Here is a 21,958-nt window from a genome sequence, read left to right on the forward strand (position 1 = left end):
CTCCGGTATGCAGAGGGCGCTTTGTCTCAACCGGGGGTGGGAGCCGCTGTTACTTCGTGCCGACCCCGCGCAGCACCGCCAGCACCAGCGTCCGGGCCACCTCCACGACCTCGGACAGCGAGACCTGTTCCCGCGGGCCGTGCGCCAAGCTCACGTCACCCGGGCCGAATTGGAGCGTCGGTATGCCCGCTGCGGCGTACAACCTCAGGTCGCTGCCGTACGGCGCACCCCGTTCCCGCAACCGCGGCCCCTCGGTGGCGTCGGCGTTCGCGTCCTGTACGAGGTCGCGCAGCGGGTCGCCGGCCGGCAGACGGCCGCTCGCGAACTCGCCGCCCGGCCAGGTCACCGAGGCCGGGTGGGCGCTGAGCCAGGGGTCCGACGCGCAGGCAGCGGCCACGCAGCTCTCGAAGGCGGCGCGGGCGGCGGCCGGGGTCTCGTCGAGGCGGACGCCCAGTCTGCCCTCGGCTACGAGCAGGTCGGGGACGCTGCTCGCCCAGTCGCCCGCCTGGAGCTTGCCGACGGACAGGGCGTACGGGATTGCGTACTCCGCGAGCAACGGGTCGGGGTCCGTGTTGCGCTGGGCCTCGAAGCGGATCAGGGCCTCACGTATCGGCAGGTAGGCGTCGATGGCGCTGACCCCGGCGTCGCGGGTGCTCGCGTGGGTGGCCTTGCCGGGGACTTCGACACGGAAGGTCAGAGCGCCGGCGTTCGCGGTCACCAGCGTGCCGCTGGTGGGTTCGGTGATGATGCACGCGTCGCCGGTGTGACCGCGCTGGAGAGTGCCGAAGGCGCCGAGGCCGCCGTCCTCCTCACCGGCCACGAAGTGGGCCGCCACCCGGCCGCGCAGGGTGATGCCGGCGGACCGGATCGCGGCCAGGGCGGCGAGGTTGGCGACGAGTCCGGCCTTCATGTCGCAGGCGCCGCGGCCGTGGACGACGTCGCCGGTCACCCTCGGCACGAACGGGTTGCCCTCCCACCGCGCCGGGTCGCCCGGCGGCACGACGTCGACATGGCCCTGGAGAATCATCGAGGGGCCGTCGGCGTCGCCGGCGGTGGTTGCCACCAGACCCCATGCCTCGTCGCGCGGCGCCTCGGTGCCGGGGAAGCCGGGGGTGGCCCGCAGCGCGGGCAGGTCCATGGACCACAGGTCGACGTCGAGGCCGAGTCCGTCCAGTCGCCGGGCAAGCCGGTGCTGCAGCTCCGACTCGGCGGCGCTCCCCGTCACGCTCGGGACCGCGATCAGGTCGAGCAAGAGCTCGGCTACGGCCGCCTTGTCGATGGACTCGAGGGCCTTCGACTCCTCAGCGGTGAACTCTGCCGTCATTCCTCTCCCCCTCCCCTCCGTGATGTCTTCGGACGGGTGTCCTCGGACGGATGGTTCGGATGGTAGGGACAGGCCGTCCGTGCAATCAATCATCTGCCGCTCACAGGACCCGCCACCGCACCAGCGCGGCCAGCACCGCCACTCCGGGCAGCAGCGGCAGCCACACCGTGAGGAAGCGGAAGCCGAGGACCGTGGCAGTGGCGACGACGAGCGGCGCGCCCACCGTGACCAGCGCGACGGCGAGGGCGGGCTCGACCGAACCGATGCCGCCCGGGGCCGGGATGAACCCGGCCGCGATGCTCGCCGCCAGGTAGGCGATCACGATGTACGGCCACCAGACCGGCAGCCCGAGTGCGAATGCGACACAGACCAGCACACCGGCCTGGAGAAGCGGGAAGGCCAGCGCACCGCCCCAGAGGGCCAGTGCCCGGGCGGGCCGCTTGTGCAGGGCGCGGGCGTCGGTCAGCGCGGTGCGCAGAAAGCCGAAGACGATGCGGCGCAGCCGCTGCACGGCGAGCACCGCGGTCGCCACCGCCGCGATCACGGCGGCAGCGACAAGGAGGGCCGTGAGGACCGCCGGCACGGTACGCCCGGGCGGCACGAGTTCGTCCAGCCGCAGCGCGTCGGGATACGCCACCAGCAGAGTCACCAGCAGGCCTGTCCTGGCGACCGCCTCGACCAGCGTGTAGAGGGCGAGCGAAGCCGTCGACCGGTCCAGCGGGATGCCGCATCCGCGCATGAAGCGCAGCGTGACCACATGCGCTCCGAGGCCTGCGGGGAGCAGATGGTTGGCGGCTCCGGCGGCGAACTGCGAGGCGAGCAGCCGCCCGGCGGGCAGCCGTTCCACAACCGTCCCCTGGCGCACGCAAGACGCCGCCACCCAGCACAGCCCGGTGCAGGCGGTCCCCATGAGCAGCCAGCCGACGTCGGCTCCGCCCAGTCGGCTGACGCCGGAGGCGACGAGCGGCCAGTTGTCGGCCGCCCAGAACGCAACGAGCACGAACGGTACGAAGCAGATGATCCTGCGGACGGGCAGCCGCCGCACACGGTCCAGCGGCCGCCGGTGCCGGTGCCGGTCCTGGTGCCGGTCCTGGTCCTGTTGCTGTTGCTGGTCCTGTTGCTGTTGCTGTTGCTGTTGCTGTTGCTGTTGCTGTTGCTGTTGCTGTTGCTGTTGCTGTTGCACGGTGAGGGTCTCGGGCATGGCCACGCTCGCGATCGCGGTGAGGGCGGGGGCGGTGAGGGCGGGGGGCTGCCCCCGGAACCTGCCCCTCCTGCACGACATTCCGGTGTCGTGTGCTCAACATCCGGCGGATACGTCGATGGCCGGATCAAGTCGCGGCCGCGGCTGGTACGGCCGCTAGAACGCGGCGGCGATCAGCAGCCCGAACGACGCGAGCATGAACACGGTCCGGATCAGGTGCAAGCCGTTCCACCGCGACTCGAAGGCCGCGCGAACCGTACTGTCGGGGCCGGCCGAGGAGTCGTTCTCCGCCTTGGCGAGGGCGATGTTCAGCGGGATGTTGCCGGCGACGGTGACGAGGTGGTTGAGCACCGCACACACCAGGCCCGCGACGATCAGCCACAGCTGGGTGTCCGTGCGCCCGTCGATCGGTACGGCGAGGGCCGCGGCCGGGAACGCGATGATGGCGAAGAAGATCAGCAGAAAGGTGGGGCGCGGCACAACCTCGTTGATGCGGCGCATGGCCGGGAGGAACTGATCATCCGTCAGCTGGGCGAGCGAGGGCATGACCGCGATCCGGAAGGTGAGCAGGAAGCCCGCGTAGAGACCGGTGAATCCGATGGCGAGGGCGAGGAGGAGGGTGGCCATGCCGCACATCATGACGCGAAGGCAGGGCCACCGCACCAACCTTCCCGGGGCACGAGAACAGCAGGCTGCACCACGCCGGCCCGGGCGAGGCGAGGCGCGGCCATGCTGAACCACGCGACGCAGGTGTGGCGAGGTACGGCCCCCCTGAGCCGCGCCATACAGATCAGGCGTGGCGCGGCCCCGCCGAAGCCGCGCCGTGGCCGACCCCTCAGTCCCGCAGCCTCCGGGCCTGATCAATCGCATCCGCCAACTGCCGCACCGCGCTGTCCTCCGTCGCGGTCGCCAGCTTCCTTGCGCGCTCGGCAAGCGCCCCCAGCCCCGGCGCCCCTGGCATCGAACCACCCCTCAGCGACTCCGCGAAGTATGCCGCCACCGCAGTGACCTGGAGCCTCTTGGACGAGCCGTCCCACAGCGCGCCGTCCACCGCGTCCGTCTCGATCGAGCCCGTCTGCTCGTGCGGCGCCCGCGTCCTCGGGTCCAGCCAGCGCACGGTCGCCGTCGCGAGATGCCCGCTCGCACCCTCCCGCAGCCGTACGGCATAGAGCGCCGTCACCGTGTGGCCCGGGCCCACCTCGCCGCCGTCCACCCGGTCGTTGCGGAAGTCGTCGTCCGCGACCGCGCGGTTTTCGTATCCGATGAGCCGGAACTGCTTGACCGTCTTCGGGTCGAACGCCACCTGCGCCTTGGCGTCCCGCGCGCGCAGTTCGACATGGGTGGGCAGCTGCTCGACGAAGACCTTCCTGGCCTGCTCGCTGCTGGACACATACGTGGTGTGACCGTCGCCCTTGTCGGCGAGCTGCTCCATCAGCGCATCGCCGTACTCACTGCCGACCCCGACACCGAAGAGCGTGATGCCGTACTCCCGGCGCGCGCCGTCGATCCGGTCGAGGATCGCGTCCGCCTCGGTCTCACCGGTGTTGGCCAGCGCATCGGAGAGGAGCACCACACGGTTGGTGGCTCCACGCCGACGGCCCTCGACGGCCTCGTCGTAGCCCGTCCTCACGCCCGCCTCGACATTGGTGGAGTCGGTCGGCTCCAGACTGTCGACGACCGAGTGGATCCGGTCGCGGTTGCCGTCGATCCGGGTCATCCGCAGCCGCGTCTTTGCTTCGTCGCTGAAGGTGACCAGTGCGATCGAGTCGTCGTCACGCAACTGGTCGGTGAGGATCCCCAGCGACTCCTTGACGAGGTCGAGACGGCCCGGTTCGGCCATCGAGCCGGAGATGTCGATGACGAACGTCAAGGCAGCCGGCGGCCGTTTCCCCTTGCGGTCGGACGTGCGGGTGGAGAGCCCCACACGCACCAGCGACCAGTCCTCACCGCCTGCCTCAGCGCCTGCCTCACCGCCTGCCTCACTTCCGGCCTCCACTCCGTCCCGCCTGCTGATCTCACCGTCCACACTCCCCGGCCGCGCTCCGTCCACCGTCACCGAGAAGCCGTCGCCCGCGGGCCGCGGATAGTCCTGCCGGAAGCTGTTGACGAACTCCTCGGGCCGGATGTCACCGGCCTGGGGCAGCTGTCCGTCCTCCAGCGTGCGACGGGCGTAGCCGTACGAGGCGGTGTCCACGTCGAGCGCAAAGGTCGACAGATAGTCGGGCGCCACCGGCCTGGACTCCCGCGCTTCGTCGCCCTCCCGCTGCCGCTCCGCTTGGCCGTCCGTCCCCGTCGCGGGCGCGCCCCCTCCCCCGTCCGGCGCTATCGGCACGGGAGCAGGCTTTGCATCGCTGTGGGAGCTCCGGTCGGTGCTTCCCCCAGCGCCGCAGCCGGTGGTCAGCAGCATCCCGCCGGCCAGCACCGCGGCGGCCACTCCCCGGTACGTCCGTGAGCCCCTGCACATCCTTGAGCCGAGCTTCATCTTCACTCCCCTGGTCGTCAGCACTTGTGAATGTGACGTGCGAGACGGCCCCAAGGAGCAGACGAGGGAGTTGCGGATGAATCTCAATGCGGCAACGGCGGTCCGGAGTTGCCCTTGCCGGTGAACAACTCCCTCGGTGGCACCGGTATTCGATCAGCCCTCTTCCCAGCTGACGCTGCCGACCCCCGTTCCGCCGCCGCAGGTCGCCGACGACCAGCCGGCGCCGCCGGGGTTCAGAGTCACCCAGGCTCCGTAGGCATCGGGCCAGAAGCCGCAGACCACCACGGCGCGGAAGGCCACGACCTGGCTGCTGTTGTTGGTGCAGTCCGCACGGCCGGTCCAGCCGTCGGTGCTGGTGCTGCAGCTGAGGAGCAGGGGTGGCGGCGCCTGCTCCGCCGCCCGGGCGGCCGGCCCCATGACGACCAACGGCAGTGCCGCGGCAGCGGACAGCGCCATGGTGGCAATACGTCGGACCATCGTGACTTCCCTTCACTCGCCTCTCATGCCTCGTGCTTCCAGCGTGATCGCCACAGCGCCGGAAGCGAAGGGAGTGGCAATGACTCGCCAGTCCCCGAAGAGGATCTTGTCACCGCATGCAATCGTGTGAGTACATGAAGTGGTATGCGGATCCGGGGGGACGGACCGCGTGCCTGCATGAAAGGCGGGGGGGATGATCTGTCATGGCAGTGGGGGTGCTTCCGGGCTCCGTGCTCGGTCGGGAGGTCTCGCGGTCTGTCCTGCGCGACGCACCGGGGCAGCCGGTTCAAGGAGTGCCACAGGTGCGCGCGGCCCTGACCGGCCTGGTTCGCTCCGCGCGCCATGAGCTCCTCAGTTTCGACAACCCGGCCGGCGCGCTGGGCCACGGCATCCCGGAGCCTTTCCTGGAATTCGCGGGCGCGTGCGTGCGCACGGCCGCCGAACAGACCGCGACGGTACGGCGGATCGCGCCCCGGCACGGGCTGACCCACCTCACGGAGCCGTGGCGCAGCCCCGGCACGGCCCGGGTGACGGACAGCATCCCGTTCAAGATGCTGGTCGCGGACCGGTCGGTGGCGGCTGTGCCTCTCGATCTGGAGCTGCTGTACAACGGGGTTCTGCTGATCCGCGACCCCGTTGTCGTCCAGGCTCTGGTCCGCGCCCACCGCACCTGGTGGGACACCGGCCACGAGCTGACCCGACATACCGTGGCCGACGCCGTGCCGTCCCATCTGCAGCCAGTGCTACAGGCGATACTGGCCGGGCTCACGGACGAAGCGGCCGCGACCCGCCTCCGCATGTCCGGGCGTACATACAGCCGCCGGGTCGGTGAACTGCTCACCGCCCTCGGCACGACGAGCCGCTTCCGGGCTGGAGCGGAAGCAGCTCGTCGAGGCTGGATCTGACCGGGGCTGGGCACAGTCGTAGCTGAGCACAGTTCGGGCTGAGCCCAGTCGGACCTGGGCACTGCGGCGGCTACGAGACTGGGCTCGAGCTACGACACGATGTCCTTGCGGGAGAAACTCCGGAAGGCCAGTGCGAACAGCACCAGGGCGTATGTCACCGACACCGCAGCGCCCTTCACCATGCCGTTCCACTCCAAGTGTGGCTGCAGCGCGTCGATCCATGCGAACTGCCAGTGGGCGGGCAGCGCATCACGCCACGAACCGAGCGCCGTGACCGCGTCCAGCACATTGCCGATGATCGTCAGTCCCACCGCGCCGCCGACCGCACCCAGCGGGGCGTCGGTCTTGGTGGACAGCCAGAACGCCAGCCCCGCGGTGACGAGTTGGGAGACAAAGATGAACGCCACGACCAGCGCAAGACGCCCCACGGTCTCACCGGCGGCCAGGGAGCCGCCTCCCGTGGGCAGCTTCAGCGGCCCCCAGCCATAGGCAAGGGTGCCGGCAGCGAGACCCACCAGTGGCAGCAGCATCATCGCCGCCGCGCTGAAGCCCAGCGCGACCGCCAGCTTGGACCACAACAGCCGGGTACGCGGCACGGGAGCGGCCAGCAGATAGCGCAGCGAGGACCAGTTCGCCTCCGAGGCGACGGTGTCCCCGCAGAACAGCGCCACCGGCACGACCAGCAGGAAGCCCGCGGAGACGAACAGACAGGTCGCGGCGAAGTTCGCGCCGGACGCGGTGGCCGTGTCCATCAGGGTCACCCGGCCGCTGTCCCTTCCGTCCGGCGTGCCACCGATGGCGAAGGCGGCGATCAGAATGAGCGGCAGGGCGGCAAGGATCCCGGCCATCACCAGGGTCCGCCTGCGCTTCAGCTGCCGTACCGCCTCCACCCGCAGCGGCAGCGTGTGGCGTGCCCGGTAGCCCGGGGCCGCCTCGACCAGCGTGCTCATGCGGATCCTCCGATCAGGGTGAGGAACGCATCCTCCAGGCGGCGGTGCGGACCGACACCGGTCAACGGCACGTCCAGCCGGACGAGTTCGGCGATCATGCCGGTGGCGGTGGCTCCGTCGAGGCGTACAAGCAGTCCTTCGTCCGTACGGGAGGCAGAACCGATCCCCGGCAGCGCGGCGATCTTCTCGATCACCGGCTCCGGCACCGCATCGGCGGTGGTGACGAGCAGCGTGTCGCTCCCGCCGGTGATCTCCTCGACCGGTCCTGCCTGCACCAGCCGGCCGCGGTCCATGACCACCAGATGAGTGCAGGACTGCTCCACCTCGGAAAGGAGGTGACTGGAGACGATGACGGTCCGGCCCCCGGCCGCGTACCGGATCATCACGTCCCGCATCTCGCGGATCTGCGGCGGGTCGAGTCCGTTCGTCGGCTCGTCGAGGATCAGCAGATCCGGCATGCCGAGCATGGCCTGGGCGATGGCAAGGCGCTGCCGCATGCCCTGCGAGTAGGTACGTACGGCGCGGGCGAGGGCGTCACCGAGGCCGGCGATCTCCAGGGCCTCCTCGATGTGCGCGTCCTCGGCGGGCCGGCCGGTGGCCCGCCAGTAGAGCTCCAGGTTGTCGCGGCCCGACAGATGCGGCAGGAAGCCCGCGCCCTCGACGAACGCGCCGACCCGCGAGAGTACGGGCGCGCCGGGGCGGATGGCGTGGCCGAAGACGCGGATCTCGCCTTCGTCGGGCCGGATGAGTCCCATCAGCATGCGCAGGGTGGTGGTCTTGCCCGCGCCGTTGGGTCCGAGGAGGCCGAGGACCTGGCCCTTCTCGACCCGGAAGGACAGTTCCCGTACGGCATACCGGTCGGCGGACCTCGCGTACCGCTTGGTCAAGCTGGTGATCTCCAGGGGCACTTCGGCAAGCTCGGGGTCGGGTGCCGGGGCGAGGGCCCTGCGCCGGGCTGTGAGCAGCAGGGCCGCCGCGAGCAGTGCGCCGGCGGCCGGGAGCGCCCAGGTCCACCAGGGCAGTCCCGCGGCCTGGGTCTTGACGGCGGGCGCGGTGGGCACGGTCAGCGCGCCCGCGGCAGCCCCACCACCGAGGAGGGAGACGGTGTACGTGGCGGGGGCGGCCGGGGAGGCGTAGCCGAGGTCGGTCGCGGACAGGACCAGGCGCAGCCGGTGTCCGGCGTCGACCTCATGGTCCACGGCGGGCAGGGTCAGTCGGACGTCCTTGCCCTGCTCGGCGCCCTCGACCCGGACCGGGGCGACAAGCTGGGAGGGCAGCACCTGTTGGCGGCCGTCGGTCCCGACGTCGTACACCTTCCCGAACAGGACCGCGGCGCCGCTGCTGGAGGCGACCTTGACGCGGACGGTCGGCGAGCCCGTGATCCGCAGCGACTGCGACAGCGGCGCGGAGTCGAAGCGGGCGAACTGCCCGGGGAAGTCGAGGGAGAGGCCGAGACCGAGGGAGGAGAACTGGGTGAGCCCGCCGCTGAGACCGGGGACGGCGGAGATGGCGGGCGGGTTGGCGCCTGCCGGGTTGGCGAAGCGCTGTTCAGGGCCGGTGAGCTGGATCGCTTGGGCACCGCTCACCAGACCGGGGTAACGGTCGCCGGTCGCGCCGCGCAGCAGAGCTTGGCCGTCGGTGGAGTCGACGCCTCCGGTCCGGCTGACGCGGAAGGCGGGTCCGGTGTCCGCGCTCTTGTCCTGCTTGAGGTAGCGGTCGAACCAGTTGCTGATACGACCCTCGATGCGGCCGCTCTCCCGGTCACCCCCGTCGTGGCCACCGGCGATCCAGTCGACGGCGACGGGCACGCCGTTGGCGGTGATCCGCTTGGCCATGGCGTCGGCGTGCGCGAGCGGGAAGAGCGAGTCGGTCTGGCCCTGCACGATGAGCGCGGGCACCTTGATGCGGTCGCCGACGGCGGAGGGGCTGCGGCGTTCCAGGAGTTGCCGGGCCGCGGCGTCGGGCTTTCCGGCGACGGCGACGCGCTCGTACATGGCGCAGAGTGCGGGCTCGAAGCGCCCGCAGCCGCTCGGGTTGGCGGGGCGCGGGACCGCAGCGGCTCCAGACGCGCTGTTGCCGGCCGAACCACCGGCCGACCCGCCGGGCGGGCTGTCGCCGGCGGGCTCCTCGGCGGGGGCGGCGCCGTCCGGCGCACCCACCGATCCCGCGGAGCCTGTCGAGAAGAAGATCCCGGCCCAGAGCTTCTTGAAGACGCCGTCGGGGAAGAGCGCGTCGGCCAGGTTCCAGTAGGTGATCTGGGGTGCGATCGCGTCGACGCGCTTGTCGTGTCCGGCAGCGAGCAGCGAGATCGCCCCGCCGTAGGAGGCGCCAGTGACGCCGACACGCGGATCGCCGTCGGCGTCCAGCTGCACCTCGGGGCGCTTCGCCAGCCAGTCGATGAGCCGTGAAACGTCCTTGACCTCGAAGTCGGGGTCGTTGAGCCCGATCTGCCCGGTGGACCTGCCAAAGCCGCGGGCGGACCAGGTGAGCACGGCGTATCCGTCTCGAGCCAGCTTCTCGGCCTGCTCGCGTACATCGTCCTTGCTGCCGCCGAAGCCGTGTCCGAGGAGCACGGCGGGCCGGCGGGCCGTGCCGCCCGTCGTGAAGTAGGAGGTGTCGATCTTCGCCCCGGGCATCTCCTGCACCTGGTCCTCACGGTGCACGGTCGGCGCGCCGTCGTCAGCGACCGCGGTCCAGGTGCCCGCGCCGGCGAGGACGGCAAAGGCGGCGACGCCTGCGAGCCATCGGCCGCGCGGCCGGGGAAGTCGGATCTGCATGCCTGAAACCCTAAGCGGATCCCCCGTGCTCTCTCGGCTGCCGCCAGGCGGAACTCAGGAGCCTCCTCGAGTAGTACGGAGTGCAGTCGCCGTACACCAGACGCGGTATGCGCCCCGAGATGGCTGAAACGGGATCAAAGATGACAAAGACGTCTTTTCTCGGTCTGACGGATGTTCACAATGTGCGGATCCGTCACCCGTCAAATGGCGATGCTGTCTTGTGTCGCACGTCACGTCACGAGACCCTGGTCAGCGCATATGCAGCTGCTGGCACCATGCACGCCCGTACTTGTCCGTTAACGGTCAACGAAAGGTAGGTGCACGAGATGAGAGCCACTGCCCGACGCTTCGGGGCACTGATACCCGTAGTAGCCCTTGCCGCCGGTCTCCAGTTCGCCGCCTCCCCCACCGCGCAGAGCGCGCCCATCGGCGATCTTCGTCTCGCTCCCACTGCAACTGCCGTACAGAACAGCTGGATCGTCGTCCTGAAGGACGGCTCCACGCGTGCCGCCGATCTGGGCGTCACGCCGAAACTCACCTACCGCAGCGTCTTCCAGGGCTTCTCCACGACGATGTCCGGAGCGAAGGCCGTGAAGCTCGCGGCCGATCCCCGCGTGGCGTACGTCGAGCAGAACGAAACGGTCCGCCTCAACGACACCCAGTCCAACGCGACCTGGGGCATCGACCGCGTCGACCAGCGGAATCTGCCGCTGTCCAAGACCTACACCTACAAAACGACCGCGTCCAATGTGAACGCGTACATCATCGACACCGGGATCCGCACCTCCCACAGCGAGTTCGGCGGCCGTGCGAGCGTCGGCACGGACACGGTGGGCGGCGGGCAGAACGGCCAGGACTGCCACGGCCACGGCACCCATGTCGCCGGCACGGTCGGTGGCAAGACCTACGGCGTCGCCAAGGGCGTCAAGCTGATCGCCGTCCGCGTCCTGGACTGCCAGGGCTCCGGCACGACGGCCGGGGTCATCGCGGGCGTCGACTGGGTGACGGCCAACGCGAAGAAGCCGGCGGTGGCGAACATGAGCCTGGGCGGCGGGGCGAACACCTCGCTCGACAACGCGGTGAAGAAGTCCATCGCCTCGGGCGTCAGCTACTCGATCGCCGCGGGCAACGGCAACATCCTGGGCCTGCCGCAGAACGCGTGCAACTACTCGCCGGCCCGCGTCCCCGAGGCGATCACGGTCGGCGCGACGGACAGCTCGGACCGTCGGGCGTCGTTCTCCAACTACGGAACGTGTCTCGACCTGTTCGCGCCGGGCGTGAACATCACGTCGGCGTGGAAGGACAGCAACACCGCGACGAACACGATCTCCGGCACCTCGATGGCCACCCCGCACACGGTGGGCGTCGCGGCGCTCTATCTGTCGACCCACGCCACGGCGACCCCGGCACAGGTCCGGAACGCGCTGGTGAACGGTGCAACGAACGGCAAGGTCCAGGACCCGCGGACGGGTTCGCCGAACAAGCTGCTGTACTCGCTGTTCTAGCCCTTGCCGACCAACTGCCCGAGGAGCTCCTGCCCAGCCGGGTACGGACGCTCCTCGGGCAGTAGCCTGCCCGCGGCCTCCAGTTCACCGTCCCGCACGAGGGCGTGGATGCGGTGCGCGAGCGGGGTCACGTCGGTGATCGGGACGGTCCGCTCGTCGGCGTACTGCCGCGAGGCCTCGCCCGCGAGCCCCAGCTGGAGCGAGCGGAACGGCAGAGGCTGAAGGCGCAGATCCCGCTCGGGGTCCCACTGGACGCTGGCACGTGCGCGCTTCAACTCCCGCTTCCACATGGCCTGGTCGGGGTGGACATCTCGGTCGTAGTGCGAGAGGTAGGCGTTCCAGCGCCCAGTCGAAGCCCTCGCGAGTGATCTCGACAGCGAGCACCGTCTCCTGGTCCTGCTTCTCGGCCCAGCCGCAGCGGTACATCATGCACAGAAAGGAGGGCTTGATCCATGTCAAGCCGTGTTCACAGCCCTTTCTCGGTGGGGATTCTCCAGGCAGGTCACCAGCGACGATGGCGCTTCTTGCCAATCGCCACCTTTGCTCATGGCATTCGGTGAACCACTTCAGTCGTGACCGGGTCAGGGATCAGTCACCAGTCAGGGCCGCGACGCTCTCAACCACGTAGTCAGCCGGGTTGGCCGACCGCCCGCAAGGGGCATCCAGTGCCGACGCGCGTAGCGAGTTCGGCCCGCAGGATGACGAGTTCGGCCATACGTACGTCGATGACCTTGATCTTCTCCTCGAACAGCGCAGACAGCGCTTCTGCAGCATCCGGCGCCTCGCTCAGTTCCTCGCCGTGCCGCGCGATCTCCGCCAGAGAGAATCCGAGCGTCTGCGCAGTGCGGACATAGTGCAGCCAGGCCACTGCCTCGGGCGGGAAGTCGCGATACCCGTTGGCCAGCCGCCGACCTGCGACGAGGCCGACCTTCTCGTAGAACCGGATGGTGTCTCTGGTCACGCCCGCCTGCGCGGCCAGCTCTCCGATACGCATGACCCTCCGTCGGATGATGGGCTTGACCTTGGAGCGTACTCCACTGTTTACCGTGAGGCGTCGCTGCCGTGAGACCAGCAGGAGCCTCGTTGTGATCCGTCTTTTCGCCCCCGCACCCCCCACCTATCTTCGCGTCGTACGCGCGAGCGCCTGGTACGACCTCGTCGTCACGGCGGGATTCGCGACGCCGTGGACGTACGCGCTGGTGCACGACACGCTGTCATCTTTGGGCAACGCACTCGGGCTCGGCGTCCTGCCCGAACTCGACCCGGTGCAGACCCTGTACGCGAATCTGATGGGTTCGGTCGTGGTCGTCTGGGCCGTTCTGCGTATCGTCAGGCCGCTGTCGGTGCACGGACTGCTCGACGGCATCGCGCGCACGCTGTTCGCGGCATGGCAGGCGTACGCGCTGGCCCACGGGGCCATGCGGCTGCTGTGGCTGTTCTTCACCATCGAGGTGGCGTTCGGCCTCGTCCAGCTTGTGCCGTGGTGGCGGAACTGGCACACGAACTTGTTCGATCACGAAGCCGGCCCGACCGATGGGCACCCGCTCGGCACAGCGAGTCAGTGAGGCCCGGCTTGGGGCACATGCACCGGCACCCCTCACACGTGCTCCTGCTCGATGACTGCACCGATGGACTACCGATCAACCGGCTCGTCGCTGAGACCTGACCAGAAGACCCAAGTCAAGCAGTGTTCATAGTCCTCTAGGTCGGCCGTGAGGCAGTGAAACCCGCTAAAGGAGCCTGCTGTTGGGAGAGGTTTTGCCGCTAGGCATGACAGTCGGCGTGAGGTGGCGCATTCCCCTGGCGGGCAAGGCTTTCGCCTGCGGATGGTCGGGCGCGCACTGTGCTGCCGTTGCAGGCGCAAGGTGGCGAGCTCGACATGGTCGGGCCCCTGCCCACGGAGCCCGAAGGTCCAAGTGCAGCAGCCCCACCGGGAATTCGCAGCGATTCCACATGGGTTGATCACTGGGCAATGTGTGTCGTGTGCGTCACCCATTGCCCGGTGATGGCTATTGCTTGACCTCATCATGACCACGGTCTTCTAGGGTCGGGATTCGCAGTCGACAACGGGGGAGGCTTCGCATGGGCGAGGGCAAGGGTGACGGCACGGTTCTGGAAATCCACACAGCCGACATCAAGTTGACGGCTCCGGTCTTTCATACGCAGGCCCAGAATCTGAGCACGGCGCTGACGACGCTGGTCACCACACTGGACGGGCTCGGCGCACCCTGGGGCGATGACGAGCAGGGCAAGAAGTTCTACGACGCCTACCACCCTCAGCAGAAGGCCATAGAACGGGCTGCCGGCACGCTGGTCCTCGGCCTGACCAGCATTCATGAGGCGATGGCGGACATGGCGGACGGACATGTCGACAACGACGAGTTGATTGCCGGGATGTTCACCAAGGTGAAGGCGAAGATCGATGGTGAGCACGACAAGGGCGCCAAGTGAGTGTTGAGGACGAGGCCAAGGAGCTCCTGCTCAAGCTGGGCATGTGGTGGCCGGATGCCAACTCCGGTACGCTCCGCCACGCCGCCGATGCCTGGCGATCGTTCGCCGACGCCGTCGATGACGTACGTACCCCCGTCAACAACGCCGCCACCTCACTCATCCACAACAACAAGGGTGAGGCGATCGATGCGTTCAAGGTGTTCTGGGAGCGTTACGCCAAGGGCAAGGACGGGGGCTGGCTGAGCGATATCGCCAAGGCGGCACGCAAGATGGCGGAGGCGCTGGACAAGTTTGCCGACGCCGTCGATGACGCCATCGAAAAGCTGTGGACCCAGATCGGCATCGACGCCGCGATCATCGTGGGCGGTATCGCGCTGGCCTTCTTCACTGCAGGTGCCGCAGCGGGTGCTGCTGCTCTGGCGACCGAGGCCCTCATCGAGTTCGGCGCCACGATGGGTATCGCGGTCTCCGCCACCGTTGCCGAAATCGCCGCGGGCGCCCTCGTCGCCGCGGCCTTCGGAGGCGTGGAGTCGGTGACCATCGACCTGGCTGTCGCCCAGCCGCTGAAGATCGCCACCGGCATGCAGGACGGCTTCAGCCTGGACGAGATCAATCAGGCAGCGAAGGACGGCATGATCTACGGCGGCGCGTTCGGCGCGGGCAGCGGCGTGCTCAAGGCCGGCGTCGAAGGGAACCTGTTCACCAAGCTCGACGGGGTGCCGCTGATGCTCCGGCCGCCGACCCTCCGCCCCGACCTCGTCGAACTCGGCCCGGCGGCCCGACAGGCGAAGAAGACCCCGTGCGTCGGAGAGCCGATCGATGTGGCGACCGGCGCCATGCTGATGACGCAGTCCGATCTCACGCTCCCTGCCTCCCTTCCGCTGGTCTTTGAGCGCACCCATCTGTCCACGTACCGGGCGGGCATGTGCTTCGGGCCCACCTGGGTATCCACCCTCGACGAATGTATTCAACTCGACGCCGAGGGCGTGGTGTTCGCCGCCGCGGACGGCATGCGCCTGGTTTACCCGGTACCGCAGCCCGGCGAGCCTGTCCTGCCGGTGAAGGGCGCCTGCTGGCCACTGGAATGGGACGGCAAGCCCGACGGCGTCATGACCGTCACCGATCCGGACTCCGGAGTCGTACGAAGCTTCAGCAGCCCTGTTCCCTCGGACACCCTTGGGACTGTCCACCTTCCCGTGGACAGCTGGCACGACCGCAACGGCGCCCGCATCGACGTCGAACGCACGCCTGACGGCATCCCCACCGCGCTGCGCCACTCCGGCGGCTACTACCTGGCCATCGACACGCAGGGACCGCGCATCACCGCTCTGCGTCTCCTCGAGGCCCCCTCCCGGTACGAACCCTCGGAGCCCGCCGCCGGCGGTACGGTCGTGATGCGGTACGGCTACGACGAGGCGGGCAACCTCACGGAGGTCATCAACTCCAGTGACCAGCCGCTGCGTCACACCTACGACGCAGAGGGCCGGGTCACGTCCTGGACGGACCGCAACGGCACTTCGTTCGCGTACTTCTATGACGCCCGCGGCCGCGTCGAGCGCACCGAGGGCAGCGACGGCTTCCTTTCCGGCGCCCTCGCCTACGACGACGAGTCGCGCACGACCACGTACACCGACTCACTCGGCCACCGGTCCACGCATCGCTACAACGCCGAGGGCCAGGTCGTCGAGGAGACCGACCCGCTCGGCCACACCACCCGCACTGAGTGGAACACGCGAGGCGACAAGCCCCTCTCGGTCACCGACCCACTGGGCCGTACCACGCGCTATGCATACGACGACGCGGGCAACCTCGCCGCACTGACCCTGCCGGACGGGTCCGATGCCCGGGCCGTGTACAACACCCTCGGCCGACCCACCGAAGTCGTCGAGCCCGGTGGTGCGACCTGGCGGCACACGTACGACGAACGCGGCAACCTCCTCACCACAACCGACCCCGTCGGCTCCGAAACCCACCACAGCTACGACGAGTCAGGCCACCTGACCACGCTCACCGACGCCCTGGGCCACACGCGCAGGGTCACATCCGACGCAGCCGGGCTGCCCATCGCCGTATACGACGAACTCGGACACGCCACACTGGCGCGCCGCGACACCTTCGGCCGCATCGTCGAAGTGGTCGATCCACTGGGCCAGGTCACCCGCATGGGCTGGACGACCGAAGGCAAGCCGGACTGGCGCGCCTACGCGGACGGCACGAGGGAGTCCTGGACCTGGGACGGCGAAGGCAACCTTCTGACCCATACCGACCCCACGGGCAATGTCACCCGCCACACCGCCACCCATTTCGACGTCCCGGCCACCCGGACGGACCCGGACGGCACCACGTACGCCTTCGCCTACGACACCGAGCTACGGCTGACCGGAGTCACCAACCCGCAGGGTCTGACCTGGTCATACACATACGACGAGGCAGGCCGCCCGGTCGCCGAGAGCGACTTCAACGGCCGGACTCTCGCATACACGCATGACGCGGCGGGCGGCTTGGCGTCCCGTACGAACGGTGCGGGCGAGACCATCCGCTTCACGCGCGATGCGCTCGGCCGCGTCATCGAGCAGCGCACCGACACGGGCGACATCACGACGTATACATACGGCGCGTCCGGTCATGTCGTGCGCGCGGCCAACGCGGACGCCGAGATCGTCATCGAACGAGACACTCTCGGCCGCACGCTCACCGAAACCGTCAACGACCGCACGACGGCGTACGAGTACGACGCCCTCGGCCGCGTCAGTAGGAGAAGCACCCCGTCGGGGCTGAGCTCGGAATGGACCTACGACCCAGCGGGCCGGCTCGCCGCACTCGGTACCGAGGCCGGCTCGTTGACCTTCGCGTACGACGCCGCAGGCCACGAAATCGAGCGCCGCGTCGGAGCCGACGTGACCCTCAGGCAGAGCTGGGACAGGGCGGACCGTCTTTCCACCCAATCCCTCACCGCTCACTCGAAGGAAGCGGACCGCCTCCTCCAACACCGTAGCTACGCCTATCGCGAGGACGGCTACCTCACCGAAATCCGGGAACTGACCTCGGGCACACGCCGGTTCGACCTCGACCGTATGGGCCGTGTCACGGGTGTACGGGCCCACGGCTGGACCGAGACGTACGCCTACGATGTTGCAGGCAACCTCACGGATGCCACAGCCCCTGCCCACGATTCCGTCGGCGACCATGAATTCGAGGGCACGCTTATCCGCCGCGCGGGCAGCACCTTGTACGAACACGACGCGCAGGGCCGCCTGATCCGCAAGACCCGCAAGCTCCTCAACGGGCAGCAACATACCTGGACATACGTCTGGAACGCGGAGGATCGCCTGGTCAAGGCGGTGACACCGGACGGCGAGCGCTGGCAGTACACGTACGACCCATTGGGCCGCCGAATATCCAAGCAGCGACTGGCAGACGACGGTACAGCTGCAGAGCGCACGGACTTCACCTGGGACGACACCCGCCTGGCCGAACAGAAGTCGTCCGATGGAAGGGTCACCACCTGGGACTACGCCCCGGGCACACATCGCCCACTCACCCAGACCGACCACAGGCCGCTGGTCCGCGCGTCTGGCACGTCACTGCTTTCCCAATTGGCCGAGGACACCTCGACCGACTACAGCACCCGCTTCTACGCCGTCATCACGGATGCCATCGGCACCCCGACCGAACTGGTCACCGCCGACGGCGGACTGACCTGGCAACGCCGCACCACCCTCTGGGGCACGAGTTTTCCAGCCCCGACGGACACCACCTCCGTGGATTGCCCACTGCGCTTCTCGGGCCAGTACCACGACTCCGAAACCGGCCTGAACTACAACTACTTCCGCTACTACGACCCGGGAACCGCCCGATACGTCAGCCCTGACCCTCTCGGCCTAGAACCAGCAGACAACCACCATGCATATGTGGTGAACGCGTTGGGCTGGACAGACCCGTTGGGACTCTCGCCCTGCAACTACGGCGCGGATGATCTGTACAAGGCCGCCGCCGATATAAAGAAGGGCCAGCTGTCGCCGGCCGGCAGGGCCCTGCAAAAGCATGGCGATCCGAGTCCGGGGAATATCGCCAAGCGCGGTCAGGCGCATGTGGACAGGTATGATTTCGGTAGAGTAACAAACAGCGAGAGGACCGAGATTGCAAATGAAATGATTCGCGATATCTTGACGGATCCGAGGGTGGTGGAAACGGTAAACACCTCGGCCACTGCACAGTATGGTGGGATCACTCGCGATTTCAGGGTGCCGGGTGGATGGGGGGCTCGCTGGAGCTGGCGGAATGGTTCGCTTACGTTTGAAGGGTTCCTGTAATGGGCGGACGAGAAGGCGTTGGTATGCAGTATCGCAGCGAGGACTTCGAGGTCGACGGAGCGCTACGTGACGTGTGCATCCTGGACGCCTCGATTGATGCCTGGCGAAATGTCCTTGCCGCGTTGAACTCTGTGGACTGGACCGTGTCCTTCAACTGGACATTGTCCGATTCGATCGATAGCAGAGTTCCCGATGCAAGCGAGCTGTTTCATCGACTGGAGAGCAATCCGGAAGAATCGGCCAGTCTGGCTGTCGAAGTGGGGGGCATCTGGTTCACCTGCTATTTCTTCGATGTCGACGAGATTGAATTCACTTTCGACCCGGGCGATGTGACGGATTTGGAGTCGTTCACAGCTGTTGAAGAGTTCGTTCGATTCCTTGGCGATTCGGCACGCAAGAGGGTTGTGGTGACCATGGAGGGGACTGATCATGGCGCCATGCCCGCGCTGTTCGAATACTTCCCAGGGGCGTTGCTGTAGTCGAAATGACAGTATCCGATACCAAGGCTCAGATCTCTGACCTGGTCCTTTCGTTGTGGAGCGGGTGACGGGAATCGAACCCCCGCTCCGAGCTTGGGAGTCATCGCGCCTGGCGGCGAGGAAACCAGATCTGAGGCCTGCGTACCGTCAGGGGCGGCTTGATCCAAGTCAAGCAGTGTTCATAGTCCTTTCTGCGGCAGGCACACCTAGCGGGGTCAACGTTGCCAAGGGCGACCGCTTGGGCACTGCCGCCCGGTACAGCCGTAGCTACCCTCCAGTAACGGTGACCTGCGGGTATGGCCCGAGCTGGTTGCCTTTGACGAGTGGATCTCTCTGGCTTCACTGATGCCTGCATCCGACTGCTCGATCCGGGGATGGCCGCGCTGGGACGGCTTGAGGTCTCTGACGGCCGGCCGCGCGAGACTGCCTTGGTACTCGGCTCCTTCCGCCGAAGGCCCAACGGAGACTGGGACTTCGTCCTCGGTGGCAAGGGCTACACGGGCGGCCTGGAGGAACTGGTTCAGGATTTCGGCATCGAGGTGGAGTAGATCAGCGAGTCCGGATGCTGCTGGTGCTCTGACCGGGAAGGTTCACCGAGTTCGTGGCCGCAGTGGTCGGATGGGTGGCGGCCTCCATTCCAGAAGGGCGGCGTAGGTGTCGCTGACCCAGGCGGCGTGCGCCGCGACAGTGGGCTGCGCGTCGTTCGTCGCCAGCCCATCTGTCCCTCGCAGGCTTTTACGGTGGGCCAGGCCAATTCGACCGCCGTCGCCATTCCTGGGCGGGTCGCGGCGCGGAGGTGGCGACCCGCCAGGACCAGAGGCTGGTCGGTTTACCGGGAGCGCAAGACGGCCTCCAAGACCTCGTGGACGGTCTTCGCGGGGTGACCGATGGTGGCTTCCAGTGTCGGGTTGGTGGCGTTGAACTCGCTATTGCGCGACGCCGCGAACATCGTCACGGAGAACTCCGCAGCCGGCCGCGGCATCCCGCCGGCGACTGCTGCGGATGTCCACTCGTTGTCGTCCATGACGACTCGGGTGATGGTCCGGCCGGTGATGCGGCTGAGGATGTCGGCGACGTCGGCGAAGTCCAGCGTGTGCGGGGCTGTCAGCGGCGGCGTTACCCCTTCGAGTGCACCGTCTTCGGTCAGGGCGAACGCCGCGGCTTCTGCCAGGTCCTCGTGGGCCGTCCAGGACACCGGGCCATCCTGCGGCACGGCGAGCGTGCCGGTCTTGAGCGCCGCGCCGATGTAGTAGCCCAAGGTGGAGGCATAGAACCCGTTGCGAAGAGCGGTGTAGGGGACTCCTTGCTGCTTGAGGTGCTCCTCGGTAGCCGCATGGACCTTCTGCGGCGGGAAGAGCGACATGGGAGAGGCAGCCTGGTGGCTGGTGTACAGGATGCGTTGGGCGCCCGCTTCCCGTGCTGCGTCGATGGCGGCGCTGTTGGCGGTCAACGCGCCGCCGCCTCGAATGGCCGCGGAGACGACCAGGACGCGCTCGGCACCTTCGAAGGCGTGCTTCAAACTGTCGGGTTCGGTGAAGTCTCCTGCCCGGACCCGGACGCCGCGCTCGGCGAGGTCGGCGGCCTTGCTCACGTCGCGCACACTGACGCCGATCCTGTCGGCCGGTACCCGCTCCAGCAGGCGGTTGAGGATCAGCGACCCGAGGTGGCCGGTGGCTCCCGTGACGATCAGCATCGGTGGCTCCAGTCTGATGATGTTTCCAACGGAACGAAAATAACGGTATCACTGATACTTCCGTTGGATACAACCATCTGAGCCCATCCGGAGCTCGGCCGCAGCTGCCAGCATCTTCGGACAGTTCGACAGCGGAGGATTGGCAATATCATTGATAACATCGCCTGTCACGCATGGGCGATACCATCGTCCCCATGGCACCGAACACGCAGCGGCGAGACATCACCCGGGACCGCATCGTGAAGATTGCGGCCGGCCTGCTGCGCGACCAGGGGCCGGCCGCGGTGACCACGCGCCGCGTGGCCCACGAGGCTGGGCTGCAGCCTCCTGCTCTCTACCGCTTGTTCCAGGACAAGGACGAGCTGCTGGATGCCGCCGCGGAGCGTGTCTTCGCCGAACATGTGGCGAGCAAGCAGACCACCGCGCCCTCGGACGACCCTGTAGAAGACCTCCGCGCCGGATGGAACACGCAGATCAGCTTCGGCCTGGCCAACCCGTACGTCTACGGCCTGTTGCTCGACCCGGCCCGCGCACGCGACACCCCGGCACAGGTCAAGGGCGTGCTGATCCTCTCCGAGCGTGTGCACACAATCGCCGCCGCCGGGCGGCTTCGGGTGAGCGAGGAACGCGCCGTCAACCTCATCCGCTCGGCGGGGATCGGAACCGTCCACACCCTGCTGACCCTGCCACCAGAGCAAAGCGACCCGCACCTGGCCGACGCCGCCTTCGACGCGATCGCTCGCGCCATCCTCACAGATGAGCCCACTGTCCCCACCCAGGATCCGACGGCCGTCGTCGCGGCCTTCCGCACCCTCATGCCCGAACTGCCCACTCTCAGCAAAGCTGAGGCCGCGCTTCTCGACGAGTGGCTGCAACGCTGATCCAACACCGCGCTACGGCCCTGGCCACGGTGGCAAGGTTTCGACCACCACTTCTGGAAACCAGACCACCGCACCTCCAGCAGTCGGATCGGACGTCACCACACGTCCAACCGCTACGACCACCAACCCGGCGAACCTATGCGGTCACAGCACTGGCAGCATGGATAGGACTGTGAAAGCGGCTTGATGACGCAGGTCATCGGGTCCCGCTTCCAGGCCGCGGGAAAACGGCGGTCGCGGGCGGCCGGGAGGCCGATCCCGGGGGCATACGCCTGGTGGCGGGTGACTGCTGCGGCGGTGTTGGTGCCGCCGAGGCTGTGGAACCGGTCCAGCACCCGGAGGACGGACTCGCCCGGGCCAACTGGATCCGTCGGCTGTCGGTGCCGAACTCGATCAGGTCGGCCTGCTCGGCTCGCACGGCCAGGAGCGGGGAGGTCGCTCCGCCTGCGGTCAGGCCCGGTAGTCGGAAGAACGAGCTGAATCCGATCCGCGGGCTCTCACGGCAGGCTCTGAGCGAGAT

The 21,958-nt window shown here is 68.1% G+C and carries 16 protein-coding genes and 2 pseudogenes; 8 read left to right on the plus strand and 10 right to left on the minus strand.

Annotation, left to right across the window (positions count from 1 at the left end; genetic code table 11):
• Nucleotides 1-49: 49 nt before the first annotated feature.
• From ACI2LP_RS06960 to ACI2LP_RS06980, 5 genes are all read right to left on the minus strand, one after another.
• Entirely contained in the window at nt 50-1,324 is a 1,275-nt protein-coding gene (locus tag ACI2LP_RS06960) for an ArgE/DapE family deacylase (protein WP_404723492.1), read from the minus strand.
• A 100-nt stretch (nt 1,325-1,424) separates the two neighbouring features.
• The gene (locus ACI2LP_RS06965) at nt 1,425-2,606 is read right to left on the minus strand and encodes a YbhN family protein (protein ID WP_404723493.1); all 1,182 of its coding nucleotides are present in this window, start codon (nt 2,604-2,606) and stop codon (nt 1,425-1,427) included.
• 75 nt (nt 2,607-2,681) lie between these two features.
• On the minus strand, nt 2,682-3,152 hold the full coding sequence (locus ACI2LP_RS06970; protein ID WP_404723494.1) for a DUF1772 domain-containing protein: 471 nt from the start codon (nt 3,150-3,152) through the stop codon (nt 2,682-2,684).
• A 208-nt stretch (nt 3,153-3,360) separates the two neighbouring features.
• On the minus strand, nt 3,361-4,989 hold the full coding sequence (locus ACI2LP_RS06975) for a von Willebrand factor type A domain-containing protein (protein WP_404723753.1): 1,629 nt from the start codon (nt 4,987-4,989) through the stop codon (nt 3,361-3,363).
• A 171-nt stretch (nt 4,990-5,160) separates the two neighbouring features.
• The gene (locus ACI2LP_RS06980; RefSeq protein WP_404723495.1) at nt 5,161-5,484 is read right to left on the minus strand and encodes a hypothetical protein; all 324 of its coding nucleotides are present in this window, start codon (nt 5,482-5,484) and stop codon (nt 5,161-5,163) included.
• A gap of 302 nt (nt 5,485-5,786) precedes the next feature.
• Between ACI2LP_RS06980 and ACI2LP_RS06985 the strand changes: the two genes are divergently transcribed.
• Nucleotides 5,787-6,389 (plus strand): DNA-binding response regulator, encoded by a 603-nt coding sequence (locus tag ACI2LP_RS06985; RefSeq protein WP_404723496.1) that lies wholly within the window; start codon nt 5,787-5,789, stop codon nt 6,387-6,389.
• A gap of 89 nt (nt 6,390-6,478) precedes the next feature.
• On the opposite strand, the gene ACI2LP_RS06990 is transcribed toward ACI2LP_RS06985, so the two are convergent.
• Together ACI2LP_RS06990 and ACI2LP_RS06995 are read right to left on the minus strand one after the other, a co-directional pair.
• Nucleotides 6,479-7,339, minus strand: coding sequence for an ABC transporter permease (locus tag ACI2LP_RS06990; protein ID WP_404723497.1), 861 nt, complete (start codon nt 7,337-7,339; stop codon nt 6,479-6,481).
• Entirely contained in the window at nt 7,336-10,116 is a 2,781-nt protein-coding gene (locus ACI2LP_RS06995; RefSeq protein WP_404723498.1) for an alpha/beta fold hydrolase, read from the minus strand. Before ACI2LP_RS06995 ends, ACI2LP_RS06990 begins: the two co-directional genes overlap by 4 nt.
• Nucleotides 10,117-10,433: 317 nt before the next feature.
• Here ACI2LP_RS06995 and ACI2LP_RS07000 point away from each other — a divergent pair, with 317 nt between their 5' ends.
• Nucleotides 10,434-11,621 carry a S8 family peptidase gene (locus ACI2LP_RS07000; protein WP_404723499.1) on the plus strand — a complete coding sequence of 396 codons (1,188 nt, stop codon included), beginning with the start codon at nt 10,434-10,436 and terminating at the stop codon, nt 11,619-11,621.
• Here ACI2LP_RS07000 and ACI2LP_RS07005 read toward each other — a convergent pair.
• A pseudogene (locus ACI2LP_RS07005) lies at nt 11,618-12,137 on the minus strand (DUF4291 domain-containing protein). The gene ACI2LP_RS07000 and the pseudogene ACI2LP_RS07005 overlap by 4 nt on opposite strands.
• A gap of 112 nt (nt 12,138-12,249) precedes the next feature.
• On the minus strand, nt 12,250-12,615 hold the full coding sequence (locus tag ACI2LP_RS07010; RefSeq protein ID WP_404723500.1) for a MerR family transcriptional regulator: 366 nt from the start codon (nt 12,613-12,615) through the stop codon (nt 12,250-12,252).
• 91 nt (nt 12,616-12,706) lie between these two features.
• On the opposite strand from ACI2LP_RS07010, the gene ACI2LP_RS07015 reads away from it, so the two are divergent.
• From ACI2LP_RS07015 to ACI2LP_RS07035, 5 genes and pseudogenes are all read left to right on the plus strand, one after another.
• Nucleotides 12,707-13,186 (plus strand): hypothetical protein, encoded by a 480-nt coding sequence (locus ACI2LP_RS07015; RefSeq protein ID WP_404723501.1) that lies wholly within the window; start codon nt 12,707-12,709, stop codon nt 13,184-13,186.
• Between the two features lie 517 nt (nt 13,187-13,703).
• A complete protein-coding gene (locus ACI2LP_RS07020) occupies nt 13,704-14,072 on the plus strand; it encodes a hypothetical protein (RefSeq protein WP_404723502.1) in 369 nt (122 codons plus the stop codon).
• Entirely contained in the window at nt 14,069-18,385 is a 4,317-nt protein-coding gene (locus ACI2LP_RS07025) for a DUF6531 domain-containing protein (protein ID WP_404723503.1), read from the plus strand. Before ACI2LP_RS07020 ends, ACI2LP_RS07025 begins: the two co-directional genes overlap by 4 nt.
• Nucleotides 18,385-18,864, plus strand: coding sequence for a hypothetical protein (locus tag ACI2LP_RS07030; protein ID WP_404723504.1), 480 nt, complete (start codon nt 18,385-18,387; stop codon nt 18,862-18,864). Before ACI2LP_RS07025 ends, ACI2LP_RS07030 begins: the two co-directional genes overlap by 1 nt.
• A gap of 326 nt (nt 18,865-19,190) precedes the next feature.
• Nucleotides 19,191-19,412 (plus strand): annotated as a pseudogene (locus ACI2LP_RS07035) (TerD family protein); the annotation flags it as partial.
• 281 nt (nt 19,413-19,693) lie between these two features.
• Here ACI2LP_RS07035 and ACI2LP_RS07040 read toward each other — a convergent pair.
• Complete coding sequence (locus ACI2LP_RS07040) at nt 19,694-20,557, minus strand: NAD(P)H-binding protein (RefSeq protein ID WP_404723505.1); 864 nt, start codon at nt 20,555-20,557, stop codon at nt 19,694-19,696.
• Between the two features lie 194 nt (nt 20,558-20,751).
• Between ACI2LP_RS07040 and ACI2LP_RS07045 the strand changes: the two genes are divergently transcribed.
• Nucleotides 20,752-21,438 carry a TetR/AcrR family transcriptional regulator gene (locus tag ACI2LP_RS07045; protein ID WP_404723506.1) on the plus strand — a complete coding sequence of 229 codons (687 nt, stop codon included), beginning with the start codon at nt 20,752-20,754 and terminating at the stop codon, nt 21,436-21,438.
• Nucleotides 21,439-21,958: the final 520 nt, after the last annotated feature.

The organism is Streptomyces sp. NPDC019890, from assembly GCF_044903445.1.
In the GTDB taxonomy this organism is placed as follows: Bacteria; Actinomycetota; Actinomycetes; order Streptomycetales; family Streptomycetaceae; genus Streptomyces.